The organism is Asticcacaulis machinosus (assembly GCF_028550435.1).
Taxonomy (GTDB): domain Bacteria; phylum Pseudomonadota; class Alphaproteobacteria; order Caulobacterales; family Caulobacteraceae; genus Asticcacaulis; species Asticcacaulis machinosus.
Genome location: NZ_JAQQKV010000003.1, coordinates 79,740 through 93,944 on the forward strand (window position 1 = coordinate 79,740; position 14,205 = coordinate 93,944).

Consider the following 14,205-nt stretch of genomic DNA (forward strand, 5'->3'; position numbering starts at 1 on the left):
GAATTTTGAGCTGCGCGGGCAACGGGCCGTCCATACCATTTGCGAAGATTGGAAAGCCAATTGCTGGATTAAGACTATGGCGGCAAAAATTGGCCTGTCAATTTTTATGTCGGTATTCTGAACTTTTTTTGTCAGCCAATTTTCAGGCCTCTGGCATGTCTAAACGAGCGTATTTTTAAATTATTAAATAAAAACAATTATTTGATTGGTGGCAATCTAATTTGCGAAGAGGTGGTTCAAGGTTTAATTGGTCGGGATGTGTGCTTTTTTTGTAACTTTGCTAAGGCGCGAGCGGCGCTTTTTGTTCCGCCAATTGGCATTCGGTAAATTGGTCTACCAATTTTGGGTATGCCGAAACCGATTTGGTATTGTTCCGGATATCTGTATTTACGCCCCTGTATGAGCTGTAAATCACAAAGAGGTATCATCGCCTGTGGCGAGTGCAGCGTTTTTGACATGCTCAAAAAGCTGCCACATGGCAAAGAAGGCGCCACCTGAATCGCGTCTTCGCAGGGCATCGACAATTTTGCGGTGATCCGGGGCGGTTTGATCGCGCCTTACAGTGTCCGTAATCCGCGCGCTCAAAGCCCGCCACTGCGGATTATTGTCCCGCCGATGCCACAAATGGCTGACCATGCCGGTAAATTCGGCGTTCTGGGTGGCGCGGGCAATCGCCAGGTGAAAGACCATATCCAGCCGTTCACGGGCTTCACGCAGATGAGCCTGAGCATAGTCGTCATAGGCCTGCTCGATCAGGGCTATGTCCTTATCGGTGATCTTGCTGGCGGCGATTTGCGCCATATGGCTTTCCAGCCATTGCTGAGCCTCCAGCAAATCAACCGGGTTGGCTGGCCCCAGCAGACTGGCGGCGATTCCGGCTTCAGGAGTGGCGGCATCACTGGTTTCAACTTCGTATGCACGGCGGGTGATATAGATCCCCGACCCCTGCCGCGACTGCACCAGTCCCTTGACCTCCAGCATGACCAGAGCGTCGCGGATAACTGCCCGGCCGACGCTGTAGGCCTCGGCCAGTTCGCGTTCCGGCGGCAGTTTGCCCGCGGTGCGGAACTCACCGGCACGAATGCGCTCCAGCAAGGATTTGCCCACGACCTGATAGGCCCGCACATCCTTCTCGGCGTCGATCCAGTCAAACCCGCCATCTGAAGTCGCCATAGTGGCTAATACCCTGTTGTGAAAATTGGACTTGTCATCCAATTAAGGGGTGTTTTGGAAATTGGTCAATAATTTAGAGGATATTATGCCTTTAACGCTTCACGCATTTCCTCTAAGCCCAGCCATTCCATTTCACCGGCCTCAAGATCGCTTTTCAGGCGGTCGAGCGTGACCATAGTGGCATCGAACTTTTTCGGGGTCTTTGCGTGTCCGGCCCCGTTCAGGTCTTTTTGAAGACGCCGCCGACCTCGCCATAGAGGGATGGCGGGGCCGTATCTGTGCCTCTTTCAGCCGATGATCACGTCGGTGCGGAATGCTGCCTAAAGCTTTCAGACGGTAGCTGACCGGTTTAGCGAACATCCATGATAGCGGTATGCACGATCTGCCAGCCATCAGCGCGGTTTTCCAACACGAAGTGCATATGGGTACGCCGAAGCGTCTCGCCCGCAATGCGGGACGGGCCTCTGGGGCCTTCGGTATAGAGGTGGATGACGGCCGCCGTTTGCCCCAGGCAACGGTAGGAAATCGGGCGGATACCGGCGGCTTCGCGTTCAGAGACGGATGTCTCAAACATTGGAAACAGCCGTGTTTGCAGGAATTTTCCCAGTTCTGCGGCATCCTGAAACTGACGCCCGTAGGCGTTGATCCATTCTGTATCCGGCGCGTGCATGGCTATAACCGCAGACGTATCCTGAGCGCCCCAGACCTTTTTGAAATGTTCGACCGTAGTGTTCAGGCGGCTTAGGTCGTCCGGGGTGCAGGCAAAGCTGCGAAACGGCGGTATAACCTGCGGGGCGCTGGCGGACGTTTGTGCGTGCGCACTGATCACGGGCAAGGCGAGGCTCAGGGCCAAAGCGGCGATCAAAAGGGGTTTCAAGGGCATTGTTTTCTCCGTTGTTTTGCGGTTAAGTCGGGCCGGTACATGAGGCCCGCTGGCGCCTGTGCCACGGTTGTAATGCACTGAAAACAAAAGGGTCGTCAGATGTCCGCCATTGTCGCCAGTGGTCCGTTCAAGGCACCGGACTTAAAGCCAGCCCCCCTGTCGGGGCCGCACCGGACAGGGCGGTTTATAATGGTTTGTGTCTGCGTTCTGGCGGCTATCATGACCGTGAGCGGGGCCTATGGTACGCGCGATCTATGGGTGGGGCACCGGCTGTTGCTGTGGGGGACGGTGGCGAGTTTGCTGGTCGGTCAGGTCACGGGATTGATGGCCTTGGGGATACGATTTGCGCCCAGATGGCCGTTATGGCTGACAGGTTCTGTGGTGCTGATGGCGGTGGTGCCGTTGATAGCGGCAGAACTGCATGGCCTGAAATATACGCCGCTTTTGCCGAAGGCACCTGATCCGATCTGGCCGTTCATGGGGTTTGTGGCGCCGCCGGTTTGGGTGGTGGGCGGGGTGATATTATGGCTCATGCCGCGTGGCGTGTCGCAGTCTGGACACCAGCCTTTAAAACCCGTGCCCGTCGGGACTGAAACGGCCACTGTGCGCTATGTTCGCGTCCATGACCATTATCTTGAGATCCACACAGACAGCGCAAAACGCTTTATTCGTGGCGGTTTGCGCGGCTATGTCCGTGGTCTGCGCGGCGGAGAGGTGGTGCACAGGTCGTGGTGGGTGGCGTATGACAGCGTGGAGCGGATGGAGCGACGTGGACGCGATTATGTGCTGGTGCTGACGGACGGGGTGGAAGTCCCGGTGGCGCGCGCAAAACTTGAGGCTGTGCGTAAGGCCCTGAAGGGTTAGCCCTTTAACGCTTCACGCATTTCCTCAAGGCCCAGCCATTCCATTTCACCGGCTTCCAGATCAGCCTTGATCCGGCCGAGCGTGATCATAGTGGCATCGAACTTTTTCGGGTTTTTGGCATAGAGGTCAGGGTCGGCCAGCACCGCCTCAAGCGCTTTGATTTCCGCCTCCCATTTCGGCATGAAGGCGGTCAGGTCATCAAGGCGCTTTTGATCCTTATAGCTCAGTTTTTTGGTGGCCGTTTTTGCGGGGGCTACCGTCGGCGCAGGCGTAAAGGTCTTGCCCGTGGTTTTTTCACGCGATTTCGAGCTGATCTCACTAAAGAAATCCGGATTTTGTCTCAGGAAATCCTGCCAGCCGCCGGGCGTTTCAACTGCCCCGCCGCGTCCGTTGAGCGCTAAGGTCGAGGTCGCCAGCCGGTCGATGAAATCCCGGTCGTGGGACACGAGGATCAGCGTGCCGTCAAAGTCGGCCAGCATGTCCTCAAGCAGGTCGAGCGTGTCCATATCCAGATCGTTGGTCGGTTCATCGAGCACCAGCAGATTGGTCGATTTGGCCAGAGCCCGCGCCAGTTGCAGGCGGTTGCGTTCCCCGCCCGACAGGGACTTAACCGGCTGACGCAACTGATTGTCGCGGAACAGGAAATCCTTGGCGTAGGCGGCGACGTGCTTGGGCTGACCCTGCACCAAAATCTGATCCGAGCCTGAATTCGCCAGCATGTCCCACAGGGTTTCATCGCCCTTGAGCGCGTCGCGGCCCTGATCGAGATAGGCGACCTCAAGCGCGGTACCAAGTTTGATTTCGCCGCTATTGGCCGGTTCCTGTCCCAACAGTAACTTGATCAGGGTGGACTTACCCGCGCCATTGGGGCCGACGATAGCCAGGCGGTCACCGCGCATGATGCGGGTCGAAAAATCGTTGAGCAACACCTTATCGCCAAAGGATTTAGATACCCCTTTGAGTTCGGCGACCAGCTTGCCCGATGTGCCGCCGGAATCGATCGACATTTCCATGGTCTTGGAGCGTTGCAGCAGGCGCGCAGACGCATCGGCGCGCATGGCGTTGAGGCGGGCGGCACGGCCTTCGTTGCGAGTACGGCGGGCGGTAATCGACGAATAAAAAGTCTTGGTTTCGCGCTCAATCGCCTTTTGCAGGCGGTTGAGGGATTCTTCATCGTCCTTCATGACCTGATCGGACCAGGCTTCAAACGACGAATAGCCCGCATCAAGCTGACGCACCTTGCGGTTATAGAGCCAGTAGCAGCGCTGTGTGACGCGTTCCAAAAATGTCCGGTCGTGGCTTACCACTAAAACCGCGCCGCGGAACGACCTGATACGGTCTTCGAGGGTTTCAATCGCAAAAATATCGAGGTGGTTGGTCGGCTCATCGAGGAAGATCAGGTCGGGCTCTTCGGCAAACGCCTTGGCCAGAGCGGCGCGGCGCTTTTCGCCCCCCGAAAGTCCCGCCGTCTGCTTTTGCGGATCAAGGCCAAAGGCATAAAGCTCGGCTTCGGCGGTATAATGTTCCGCGCCGGCTGAGGTCAGCCAATCCAGCAGGGTCTCACCGACCGGCTCCGGTTCCTGAAGCACGAACGCGTACTTCATGCCGTTCATGACGATGCGCTCGCCGGAATCGGCCTCAATCAGACCGGCCATCAGGCGCATCAGCGTGGATTTACCCGCGCCGTTTTTCCCGACCAGACAGGCGCGGACATTGCGCTCAAGTGCTATGTCAACCCCGTCAAATAACGGGTGGGAGCCATCCATCAGGCGGATGTCTTTGAGGGCGAGCAGGGGGGCTTTGGTGCTGGGTGTTTTGGCCATGCGCCAGCGTGTACTATCCCGCACCGCAAACGGCAAGGACTTGATTTTGACACGCGGCGGGCCGATAAGGCGCATTATTCCTCCTCCCCTGTTTACGGGGGAGGTGGCACAGCTCAAGCTGTGACGGAGGGGGCATGTCGCCGCTCTGGGGTATGCCCCCTCCGTCTGCTCGTTTCTCTCGCATCCACCTCCCCCGTAAACAGGGGAGGAGAAAGTATCGATGACCGCCGCCACCAAACCTTTCTGGGAAACCAAGCCCCTGTCGCAGATGAACCGCACAGAGTGGGAAAGCCTGTGCGACGGCTGTGGGCTGTGTTGTCTGGTGCGGTTTGAGGATGAGGACACCGGTGAGGTGATACCTACGCGCGTTCACTGCAAGCTGTTTAATCCCGATAGCTGTACATGTACTGACTATCCGAACCGCAAGAAATATGTACCCGACTGCATCAAGCTGACGCCGCACAATATTGAGGCGCTGGAATGGATGCCGAAATCGTGCGCTTACCGGCGGCTGCATGAGGGCAAGGATCTGCCGCGCTGGCACCCGCTGATTACCGGTGACCCCGACAGCACCCATAAGGCCGGTGTCTCTATCCGCGGCCAGACGGTGTCGGAAACGGCCTTTGCCGACATCGAGGACGCGATTGATTTTATGGCGATGGAATGGGCTGAGGATCGATCAAACTGGGAACCGAAGGGGTAAACCAGAACTCCCCCTGTTGCAGGGGGAGCTTTGCGGGTATCTTGATACACGCAAAGAGGGGGTAAAATGACGGATGACACGCGCTCATTTGCCAAGACATTACGCGCAGATATGTCTCTGCCGGAGATGCTGGTGTGGACACGCCTGAAACATCGTCAGGCTGGAAAGCCTGTGTTTCGCAGGCAATATCCAATTGGCCCTTATGTGGCGGATTTTTACTGTTCCAAAGCTCGGCTCGCTATCGAAATCGACGGCATGGCGCATGATGTTGGTGACCGGCCTGAACGGGATATTGTTCGCGATCAAAGGCTTCGGGATAAGGGGTTTGAGGTTTACAGGATCTCTGCGAGGGACGTTTTGGCTGATCCTGATGAAGCCGTAGAGGGGATTTTAATTGTCGCCTTGGGACGTCTGAAGGTATTCGGGCGGTAAGGTTTACCCCCTCTTTCATTTGAGGCGGGCCTCAAATGAAAGCTCCCCCTGCAACAGGGGGAGTTCTTTTCTGAGTCTAGCTATCCCCGCGCTAATCCCCGCCATATCGGGGTGTGTCATATTCGGTGCATGGAAACGACACCGGCCCTGCCTTCTAATGAAATCGCAAAGCTTAGGCGCGACCACATCAATCGGCTGCTGATTGTTGCGGATCGGATGGTGGCGGATGCGGAAAAGCTTAAGCGGCCAACGGAACCGGCCGATCTCGAAAAACATGCCAAGGCGCTTTTGACCGTGACCAAGACCGTGGCGGAAATCCACGATCTGGCCGTGCGCACCGAAGCGTCATGCGGAGACGCGGATATGAATGACCCAGACTATGAATCAGATAACGGGCCAGAGAACGGACCCGATGGCGGCAATACCCTTGCCGACTGGCGCAGCTTCTTTGAACGCAAACTCGATCGCCTTGCTGACGCCGCAGGCGAGGCAGGCGTGGCTGAACAGCCTGACGATCGAACAGTTCAGACGCCTCCATAAGACCTGGGCTTTCTGGGCCCGTCCCGTGCAACTGGCGCCGGAAGGCGACTGGACGACCTGGCTGTTTTTAGGCGGGCGCGGGGCGGGCAAGACGCGGGCGGGGGCGGAATGGTTGTCGGCGCTTGCGACTAAGCGGGCGCGGCTGGCCCTGATCGGGGCGACGCTGCATGATGTGCGCGAAGTGATGATCGAAGGGCCATCAGGCCTGATGGCCATCGCGGCGGACGATATGCGACCTGTCTTTGAGCCGTCGCGGCGGCGGGTGAAATGGCCCAATGGCGCCATCGCCTACACCTTTTCTGCGGAGGAGCCGGAACGGTTGCGCGGCCCGCAGTTTCACCATGCCTGGGCCGATGAGTTCTGTGCGTGGCGTCAGCCGGCGGAGACCTTGGCCATGCTGCGGATGGGGTTGCGTCTGGGGGATGCGCCGAGATTGTGCGTCACGACCACGCCTAAGCCGATCCGGGCGCTGAAAACTCTGATGGCCGAAGCGGGTGTCGAAGTGGCGCGGTCAGCCACGGCTGAGAATAAGGCCGGACTGTCCGAGGATTTTCTGTCGGGGTTGCTGGCTATTTACGGCGGCACACGGCTGGCGGCGCAGGAACTGGAAGGGGCGATTGTCGATAGCGATGATCACGCCCTGTGGCGGGCCGAGGATATTGCGCGTTGTTACGGGGCGAAACCGCCGCAGTTTGACAGCGTGGTGGTGGCGGTCGATCCGCCGGTCAGTGATCACGGCGACGCCTGCGGGATCGTGGTCGCGGGGCGCAGAGACGGGCGTGGTTATGTGCTTGAGGATGGCACGGTTGAAAAGCCATCGCCGCTGGGCTGGGCCCAGAAGGTGGTTGAGATGGTGGCCGAACATGGCGCCGATCGGGTGGTGGCCGAAGGCAATCAGGGCGGCGACATGGTGCGCACCCTGTTGGCGACGGCGGGCTGCGATGTGCCGATTGAGATCGTTCATGCGCGGGTCGGAAAGCGCGCCCGCGCCGAGCCGGTGGCGGCCCTTTATGAGCAGGGGCGGGTGACCCACTGCGGGGCGGGCCGGTTCCTCAAGCTGGAGGAAGAAATGATGGCGATGGGACGGGGTGAAGGTGGTTCGGCAAAGTCTCCGGATCGGGCGGATGCACTCGTCTGGGCGCTGACAGCGCTGTTGATCACCGGACGGGCCGAGCCGAGGCTTAGTCGCCTTTAGTTCAGGGGTTTGGGGCCTTCCGGCCCCAAGTCTTTGGCTTGTAATTTAACCCCACCTTCCGGCCCTGTCGGGCCTCCCTCCTCCCCTGCATCAGGGGAGGTTCTTAAAAAGTGGATTAAATGTCAAAATTTCTAAACCGCCTGTTCGGACGGGTGGAAACCAAACAAAGCGAAGCGCGAACCCTGATTGCCGTGTCGCAGATGGGCAAGGCCCAATGGACCCCGCGCGATTATGCGTCGCTGGCGTCCGAAGGCTTCATGAAAAATGCCGTCGCTTATCGGTGTGTGCGCATGATTATTGAAGCCGCCGCCTCCGTGCCGTTGCGGGTTGAGCATGACGGCAAGCGGGTGACGGATCATCCGCTCTGCCGCCTGATTGAGCGGCCCAATGGCGAACAAGGCGGGGCGGACCTGCGCGAGGCGATTTATGGCTCGCTGCAAACCGCGGGCAATGCCTATGTTGAAGCCGCGGTCATCGATAATGCCCCGTTTGAGCTGTGGAATCTGCGGCCCGACCGGATGCAGGTCGTCCCCAACGCCAAGGGCTGGCCCGAAGCGTACCAGTACAGCGTCGGCGGCCAGAAGATCGCTATTGGCCGTGATGAAGCGGGCTGGCTTAAGGTCTTGCACCTTAAACTGTGGCACCCGCTTGATGACTGGTACGGGTTTTCGCCGCTGGAGGCCGCAGCGTTTTCGATTGATGTCCACAATGCGTCGGGGGCCTGGAATAAGGCGCTGCTTGATAATTCGGCGCGGCCATCGGGGGCACTGGTCTATGGCACCAAGGGCTCTCAGCGTCTGACCGAAGATCAGTTTGCGCGGCTGAAAAGCGAACTGGCTGAGGCCCATGCGGGCGTCAATAATGCCGGTCGGCCGTTATTGTTGGAGGGCGGGCTGGACTGGAAGCCGATGTCGCTAACGCCGGCCGATATGGATTTTATCGAGGGCAAACACGCGGCGGCGCGTGATATTGCGTTGTCGTTCGGCGTGCCTGCGCAACTTTTGGGCATACCCGGCGATAATTCTTACGCCAACTATCGTGAGGCCAATGGCGCGTTCTGGCGGCACACGATTTTGCCGCTGGTGGAAAAAACCACGCGGTCGCTGAGTGCGTGGCTTGAGCCGAAATTTTCCGGCGCGCGCATCGTGTGCGACCTTGAGGGTTTGCCCGCCCTGACGGCAGAGCGCGACGCTTTGTGGGCGCGGCTTGAGGCGGCGAGCTTCCTCAGTGATGTCGAGCGGCGGCAACTGGCGGGGCTGGCGGACGTGAAGCGCGAGGCCAATGAATCGAGAGATTGCGACCATGACTGATGTATTCGGCGTGCCGATCACGGTCGTGGTCACAGTCATCGTCCACACGGCGTTTGTGTTGTTGTGGGTCGGGCGGATGTCGGCGCGGATTGAAGCGACCGAAAAACGGCTGGAGCAACAGGCCGGACTGACGGAGCGGCTGGCGCGGCTGGAGGAACAGTCGCTGGCCACGCGGGCGTCGCTGGAGCGGATCGAAACCAAGCTGGATCGGGGACATTTATGATCATCGAAGGCTATGCGTCTCGGTTTTTTGAGCGCGATCTGAATGACGATGTGGTGGTGCCGGGGGCATTTAAAGCGTCGCTGACCCGCACAGGGTCTGAGGGCGTGAAGATGCTCTATCAGCATGGTTCCACCACACCGGTCGGAGTGTGGGATGAGGTGTCTGAGGATGCCGCCGGATTGTTTGTGCGCGGTCGGGTGTTTGATCTGACGCCGGAGGCCCGCCTGGTGCAAGGCCTGATCCGGGCGGGGGCGCTGGATGGCCTCTCCATTGGCTTTCGCACGGTGAAATCGAGACCGGATGAGACGCGGCGGTTGCGGGTACTGACCGAAATCGACCTGTGGGAAGTGTCGTTCGTGACCTTTCCCATGCTGCCGAGTGCGCGTTTTAAGATGGTTCCGTTTCACCCTTCAGAAGCGGTTCAATATGGCTGAAGCGTAATGCCGAAAGATCATACTGTTTCAGGTCAATCGTATCGCCTTTGGCATCACCATATTGAAAGGCCTCAAGGCTTTGCGGGTAACCGTTCTCGCACCAAAGTATGAAGCCCATGATCATGCCTTCACCCATGCCCAGCATGTGCGCATCCGGCCCATCTATTCGGGCCAGTTCAGGAGCTATGGCTGGCAGTGTCTTGTTGACGATTATCGTCGTGTAAAATCCATGCCCGGTGTTGTCACGTTCGCTGACTTTTGCTGACGCAAGCAGGGCCCGTAAAGTTTCACCAAAGTCGCCGTAATCAGCGCAAATGTTGTCGAGGACGGCGGTTTCAAGAGGTGTGAAATCAGACATGGCAAGAGCATGATGACGGTTTGATCCACGAAATCAAGTTGTTTGATTTCCTCCTCCCTTGCGAAGCGGGGGAGGTGGCGCGGCCAGCTTTGAGCGGGCCGTGACGGAGGGGGCAACTGGCATAATTTTACTTTACCTCCCTGGCATGCCGGGGAGGGGGGCGCACGAAATCGCACAGCGATGAGATGCGGTGGCGGGGGTAGCGACAGTGCCGTCCCCCTCCGTCTTTTTGTCAGCAAGCTGCCAAAAATCCACCTCCCCATCGCAGAGCGATAGGGAGGAGACATTTAAGGAGACATGAATGAAAGAAGTGAAACAGGCCACAGCTTCGCCCGAAGTGCGGGCCGCGTTGCACGAAGTTTTGAGCGCGTTTGAGGCGTTCAAGGCCACCAATGATGCGCGACTTTCGGCGATTGAGATGAAGCGCGCCGACGGGCTGATCGGCGACAAACTTGAGCGTATCGAAGGCGGCCTGCAAGCGGCTGAGGCGCGCCTGAACCGGCTGCTGAGCCTGAAATCGCGTCCGGCGGTCGAAGCCGCAGACGCGCGCGAAACTGTCACAGAGGCCAAATCGGCCTGGGATGGTTATCTGAAATCCGGTCGGGTGACGCTGGAGCTCAAGGCCGGTTTGTCGACGGCATCCGGTTCGGGCGCTATGGCGCCGGTTGAGACCGAGCGCTTCATTGAGCGCCGTCTGGCGCAGGTGTCGCCCATGCGCTCGCTGGCCACGGTGCGTACCGTCGGTGCGGCGACGTTCAAGAAGCCGATTTCGACCGTTGGCGTGGTGGCGAACTGGGTGACCGAAACTGCGGCGCGTCCTGAGACCGATCCGTCAACCCTGAACCTGCTGGAGTTTCCGGCGGCGGAGCTTTATGCGGCACCGGCGGCGACGCAGGCCTTGCTGGATGATGCGTTCATAAACCTCGACGAATGGCTGGCGTCCGAGATTGAGGACAGTTTTGCCGCACAGGAAACCGCAGCCTTCGTCAACGGCGACGGGGTCAATAAGCCGCGCGGGTTCCTGAACTATACCACAGCGGCGGATGCGTCGGCGACCTGGGGCCAGATCGGCCATATCGCGTCGGGCGCGGCGGGTGCGTTCGCAGCCTTGTCGCCGGTCGATGCGCTGATCGACCTGATCTACGCGCCGAAATCGCAGTACCGCAGCAATGCGCACTTTGTGATGAACCGCCGCACCGCCGCCCGTATCCGCAAGTTCAAGGATGCCGACGGTAATTACATCTGGCATCCGGCAACCCAGGCCGGGCAATTGCCGCTGCTGCTCGGCTACCCGGTGCAGGAGATCGAGACCGTACCGGATATCGCGGCCAATTCGTTGTCGATCGCGTTTGGTGACTTCGCCAAGGGCTATCTGATTGTCGATCGTGCGGGCCTGTCGGTGCTGCGTGATCCGTACTCGGCCAAGCCCTATGTCCTGTTCTATACCACCAAGCGTGTCGGCGGCGGGGTGCAGAATTTTGATGCGATTAAGGTCATGAAATTCGCGGTATCTTAGCGAATTAGATCTCCTGCCCCGTTTACGGGGAAGGTGGATTTTTGCGACAGCAAAAAGACGGAAGGGGCAGGTCGACCGTAAGGCTGCCCCTCCCACCACTTCGTGGTTCCCCCTCCCCGTAAACGGGGCGGGAGGTTGATAAAGGATTCCCACCATGTCCGATCCTGTTTCGCTTATCGAGGCGAAGCTGTTCCTGCGTGTGTCTCATGACGAAGAGGACGCGCTGATTGCCACCCTGATCGCGGCGGCAAGTGCTCGGCTCAACGCGGCACTTGGGCTTGTGCTTGATGAGGCGTCACCGGCCCCTCTGCGGCTGGCCGTACTTAATCTGGTAGCCGTTGGTTATCAGTCGCGCGGGGAGATGACACTCGATTCCGTTGAGCCGTGGATCGCCCCTTATCGTCAGGTGCGGCTATGACCCTATCCCCGCTCAAGGCGCTCAATCTGCAAACCCCGGCGCGCTGTTATAGCGTGGCCTCAACCGAGACGGCGCAAGGCGGGCGCTTAAAAACCCGCACCCTGACCGGCACGATCTGGGGTGATTTTCAGCCGGATGTCCCCTCACTAGTCACCGGCACCGATGGCCGCGGTTATGTTTTACAGACCGCTACCTTCATCGTCCGCACACGGGCTGGTTTGGCGCCAAAAGATGAGCTTCATCTCAAGGGCGCCGACTGGATTATCAGATCGATTGATGAGGGGGCGGATCAGAATTTCCGCCTTCGCATCGAAAGAACTGTGTGACCATGAACCCGCTCAATGCGCTGCAACAGGCGCTGATTACCCACCTGCGTGCGCAGGATAGTCTCAAACTCTGGCTGGGGAATGCCGTCCGCGTTTATGACGAATTGCCCGAAGAGATCATCTACCCTTACGTGACGCTGAACCGCGTCGAGGCGAGGCCTTTGGCGGCTGGCGGCGATGAGATCACCGAGCAGATCGTGACCTTATCGTGCGTGTCACGCTTTTACGGCACCGAAGAAGCCAAGGCTGTGGCGGCCGAGCTGCGGGTCATTCTCGACAGTGCGCAGTTAACACTGGAGGGCAACCGGCTGGCGAACCTGCGGGTCTCTTACGTCGATGTATTCCGGGGCACCGATCAGCGCACAATCTACGGGCTGGTACGCGTGCGGGCGGTGACCGAGGCGGTTTAAATTTAGAACCTCCCCTAATTTTAGGGGAGGGGGACCATCAAGCATAGCGCAGATGGTGGTGGGGTTAATTTTCTGAAGCCCCTTTAACCCCCTCTGTCGTTTCACGACATCTCCCCCTGAAATCAGGGGGAGGGTTTAACATGGAGAATGCTCATGGCCCTGCAAAAAGGCCGCGATATGTTGCTGAAAATAGAAGATGGTGCTGCCTTCGTTACGGTGGCGGGCCTACGGGCACGCACGATCTCACTGAATGCCCGCACGGTCGATGTGACCGATTCTGAGAGTGCCGGTGGCTGGCGTGAACTGCTGTCCGGCGCGGGCGTTAAGGCCCTGTCGGTATCGGGTTCGGGTGTGTTCCGCGATGCGGCGTCCGATGCTCTGATGCGCGAGGCGTTTTTCGCACAGGCCCAGAAAGTATGGCAACTGATCGTGCCGGACTTTGGCCGATTTGAGGGGCCGTTTTTGATCGCGGCACTCGACTATGCTGGTGATCATGACGGCGAGGCGACTTTTGCCATGACCTTGGCCTCGGCGGGAGAGATCAGTTTTGTCGCCCTTTAATCCCATGAGGGGCGAAGTCATGGCCACGCTCGGCGGGCGTAAGGTGCGGCTGTGCGTGACTCTCCGGGCGTTGGCCGCGATGGAGCACCATTTCGGTGTGACGGGGCTGGAGGCGCTGGGTGAGCGGCTGAAAAGCTTGAGTGCTGCGGATCTGTCGGTGGTGTTGTCAGCGCTGTGCATGGAAGACATTTCCACCCTCGATATTGGCTTTCAGGAAGCGCTCGACGCCGTTGTCGCGGCCTTTGGTGCCCTGCGATGAATGTTGGTTGGGAACAACGTCTTCGGCAGGCGGTGGTTGAGATTGGGCTGACGCCTGCGGACTTTTGGTCGTTGTCGCTGTCCGAATGGCTGGCCCTGATCACGTTGCCCACATTGCCCGTCTTGCCGAGGGATGACTTACACACCCTGATGACATTATTTCCGGACAATAAGAAATGAACGGTTTCGATAATTTTACGCAAAGCGTCAATGCCGCGGCGGTGGCGCTGAAAGGGCTGGAAGGCCCCGCGCAGGAAAGCGCTGATGCCATCGATCAGGCCTTCTCAAAGGCGGGCGAGTCCCTGGCGCGATCTTTGGGGCGGGCGGCGTCGGACGGCAAGATTTCCATGGCCGAACTGGCGTCTGCGGTCATTAGCGCCGTCAATGCGGCGGCGCGGTCTCAGGGCGGCGGTTTGGGGGATGTTCTGTCGGGGATCAGCAGCGTCTTTTCCGGTGCGCGCGCCGATGGCGGGCCGGTGACGCGTGGCGGCGCTTACCTTGTGGGTGAGCGCGGGCCGGAGCTGTTTCGACCGGCCACGTCGGGTTCGATTGAGACGGGCGCGGGTGGGCAAAACGTCAACATCACGCTCAATGTCAGTGGCGGCGGTGAGGGGCTAATCCGCTCCGAAGCCCAGATCGCCAGCGCGCTTAATCGCGCCGCGCGGTTGGGGTTGCGGTAAATCTCCTCCCTACGCTTGCGTGGGGAGGTGGCGTTGAGCTTGCGAAGCGACGGAGGGGTAACTTCGTCAGGGCAATCCCCCTCCGTCTGCTCATTTCA

General features: G+C 59.0%; 20 protein-coding genes. 16 read left to right on the forward strand and 4 right to left on the reverse strand.

The window, feature by feature from the left end:
• Positions 1-411: 411 nt before the first annotated feature.
• Complete coding sequence (locus tag PQU98_RS13905) at positions 412-1,173, reverse strand: FCD domain-containing protein (RefSeq protein WP_272745561.1); 762 nt, start codon at positions 1,171-1,173, stop codon at positions 412-414.
• Positions 1,174-1,522: 349 nt separating this feature from the next.
• Entirely contained in the window at positions 1,523-2,056 is a 534-nt protein-coding gene (locus PQU98_RS13910; RefSeq protein ID WP_272745562.1) for a nuclear transport factor 2 family protein, read from the reverse strand.
• A 99-nt stretch (positions 2,057-2,155) separates the two neighbouring features.
• Between PQU98_RS13910 and PQU98_RS13915 the strand changes: the two genes are divergently transcribed.
• The gene (locus PQU98_RS13915; protein WP_272745563.1) at positions 2,156-2,920 is read left to right on the forward strand and encodes a LytTR family DNA-binding domain-containing protein; all 765 of its coding nucleotides are present in this window, start codon (positions 2,156-2,158) and stop codon (positions 2,918-2,920) included.
• Here the strand turns inward: PQU98_RS13915 and PQU98_RS13920 are convergent.
• A complete protein-coding gene (locus PQU98_RS13920; protein ID WP_272745817.1) occupies positions 2,917-4,743 on the reverse strand; it encodes an ABC-F family ATP-binding cassette domain-containing protein in 1,827 nt (608 codons plus the stop codon). The two genes, PQU98_RS13915 and PQU98_RS13920, sit on opposite strands and share 4 nt — an antisense overlap.
• A 220-nt stretch (positions 4,744-4,963) precedes the next feature.
• Between PQU98_RS13920 and PQU98_RS13925 the strand changes: the two genes are divergently transcribed.
• The 7 genes from PQU98_RS13925 (at position 4,964) to PQU98_RS13955 (ending at position 9,580) form a co-directional block, all read left to right on the forward strand.
• Entirely contained in the window at positions 4,964-5,446 is a 483-nt protein-coding gene (locus PQU98_RS13925; protein WP_272745564.1) for a YcgN family cysteine cluster protein, read from the forward strand.
• A gap of 66 nt (positions 5,447-5,512) precedes the next feature.
• Positions 5,513-5,878, forward strand: coding sequence for an endonuclease domain-containing protein (locus PQU98_RS13930; RefSeq protein ID WP_272745565.1), 366 nt, complete (start codon positions 5,513-5,515; stop codon positions 5,876-5,878).
• Between the two features lie 129 nt (positions 5,879-6,007).
• A complete protein-coding gene (locus PQU98_RS13935) occupies positions 6,008-6,418 on the forward strand; it encodes a hypothetical protein (RefSeq protein ID WP_272745566.1) in 411 nt (136 codons plus the stop codon).
• Positions 6,327-7,613: a DNA-packaging protein gene (locus PQU98_RS13940; protein ID WP_272745567.1), complete on the forward strand. Its 1,287-nt coding sequence runs from the start codon at positions 6,327-6,329 to the stop codon at positions 7,611-7,613. Before PQU98_RS13935 ends, PQU98_RS13940 begins: the two co-directional genes overlap by 92 nt.
• Positions 7,614-7,732: 119 nt before the next feature.
• The gene (locus PQU98_RS13945; RefSeq protein ID WP_272745568.1) at positions 7,733-8,923 is read left to right on the forward strand and encodes a phage portal protein; all 1,191 of its coding nucleotides are present in this window, start codon (positions 7,733-7,735) and stop codon (positions 8,921-8,923) included.
• Positions 8,916-9,146: a hypothetical protein gene (locus PQU98_RS13950; RefSeq protein WP_272745569.1), complete on the forward strand. Its 231-nt coding sequence runs from the start codon at positions 8,916-8,918 to the stop codon at positions 9,144-9,146. Before PQU98_RS13945 ends, PQU98_RS13950 begins: the two co-directional genes overlap by 8 nt.
• A complete protein-coding gene (locus PQU98_RS13955; RefSeq protein WP_272745570.1) occupies positions 9,143-9,580 on the forward strand; it encodes an HK97 family phage prohead protease in 438 nt (145 codons plus the stop codon). The genes PQU98_RS13950 and PQU98_RS13955 overlap by 4 nt, the downstream gene beginning before the upstream one ends.
• Here PQU98_RS13955 and PQU98_RS13960 read toward each other — a convergent pair.
• The gene (locus tag PQU98_RS13960) at positions 9,534-9,938 is read right to left on the reverse strand and encodes a hypothetical protein (protein WP_272745571.1); all 405 of its coding nucleotides are present in this window, start codon (positions 9,936-9,938) and stop codon (positions 9,534-9,536) included. The two genes, PQU98_RS13955 and PQU98_RS13960, sit on opposite strands and share 47 nt — an antisense overlap.
• A gap of 301 nt (positions 9,939-10,239) precedes the next feature.
• Between PQU98_RS13960 and PQU98_RS13965 the strand changes: the two genes are divergently transcribed.
• The 8 genes from PQU98_RS13965 to PQU98_RS13995 all read left to right on the forward strand — a co-directional run bounded on the left by PQU98_RS13965 (position 10,240) and on the right by PQU98_RS13995 (position 14,107).
• The gene (locus PQU98_RS13965; RefSeq protein ID WP_272745572.1) at positions 10,240-11,454 is read left to right on the forward strand and encodes a phage major capsid protein; all 1,215 of its coding nucleotides are present in this window, start codon (positions 10,240-10,242) and stop codon (positions 11,452-11,454) included.
• Between the two features lie 154 nt (positions 11,455-11,608).
• Positions 11,609-11,872, forward strand: coding sequence for a head-tail connector protein (locus PQU98_RS13970; protein ID WP_272745573.1), 264 nt, complete (start codon positions 11,609-11,611; stop codon positions 11,870-11,872).
• Positions 11,869-12,198 carry a hypothetical protein gene (locus PQU98_RS13975; RefSeq protein WP_272745574.1) on the forward strand — a complete coding sequence of 110 codons (330 nt, stop codon included), beginning with the start codon at positions 11,869-11,871 and terminating at the stop codon, positions 12,196-12,198. Before PQU98_RS13970 ends, PQU98_RS13975 begins: the two co-directional genes overlap by 4 nt.
• Positions 12,199-12,200: 2 nt before the next feature.
• Positions 12,201-12,608, forward strand: coding sequence for a DUF3168 domain-containing protein (locus PQU98_RS13980; protein ID WP_272745575.1), 408 nt, complete (start codon positions 12,201-12,203; stop codon positions 12,606-12,608).
• 153 nt (positions 12,609-12,761) lie between these two features.
• The gene (locus PQU98_RS13985) at positions 12,762-13,169 is read left to right on the forward strand and encodes a phage major tail protein, TP901-1 family (protein ID WP_272745576.1); all 408 of its coding nucleotides are present in this window, start codon (positions 12,762-12,764) and stop codon (positions 13,167-13,169) included.
• 19 nt (positions 13,170-13,188) lie between these two features.
• Positions 13,189-13,428 (forward strand): gene transfer agent family protein, encoded by a 240-nt coding sequence (locus tag PQU98_RS13990; protein ID WP_272745577.1) that lies wholly within the window; start codon positions 13,189-13,191, stop codon positions 13,426-13,428.
• A complete protein-coding gene (locus PQU98_RS17100) occupies positions 13,425-13,607 on the forward strand; it encodes a phage tail assembly chaperone (RefSeq protein WP_368408160.1) in 183 nt (60 codons plus the stop codon). Before PQU98_RS13990 ends, PQU98_RS17100 begins: the two co-directional genes overlap by 4 nt.
• The gene (locus PQU98_RS13995; protein ID WP_272745578.1) at positions 13,604-14,107 is read left to right on the forward strand and encodes a phage tail tape measure protein; all 504 of its coding nucleotides are present in this window, start codon (positions 13,604-13,606) and stop codon (positions 14,105-14,107) included. Before PQU98_RS17100 ends, PQU98_RS13995 begins: the two co-directional genes overlap by 4 nt.
• The last annotated feature ends 98 nt before the right edge of the window (positions 14,108-14,205 follow it).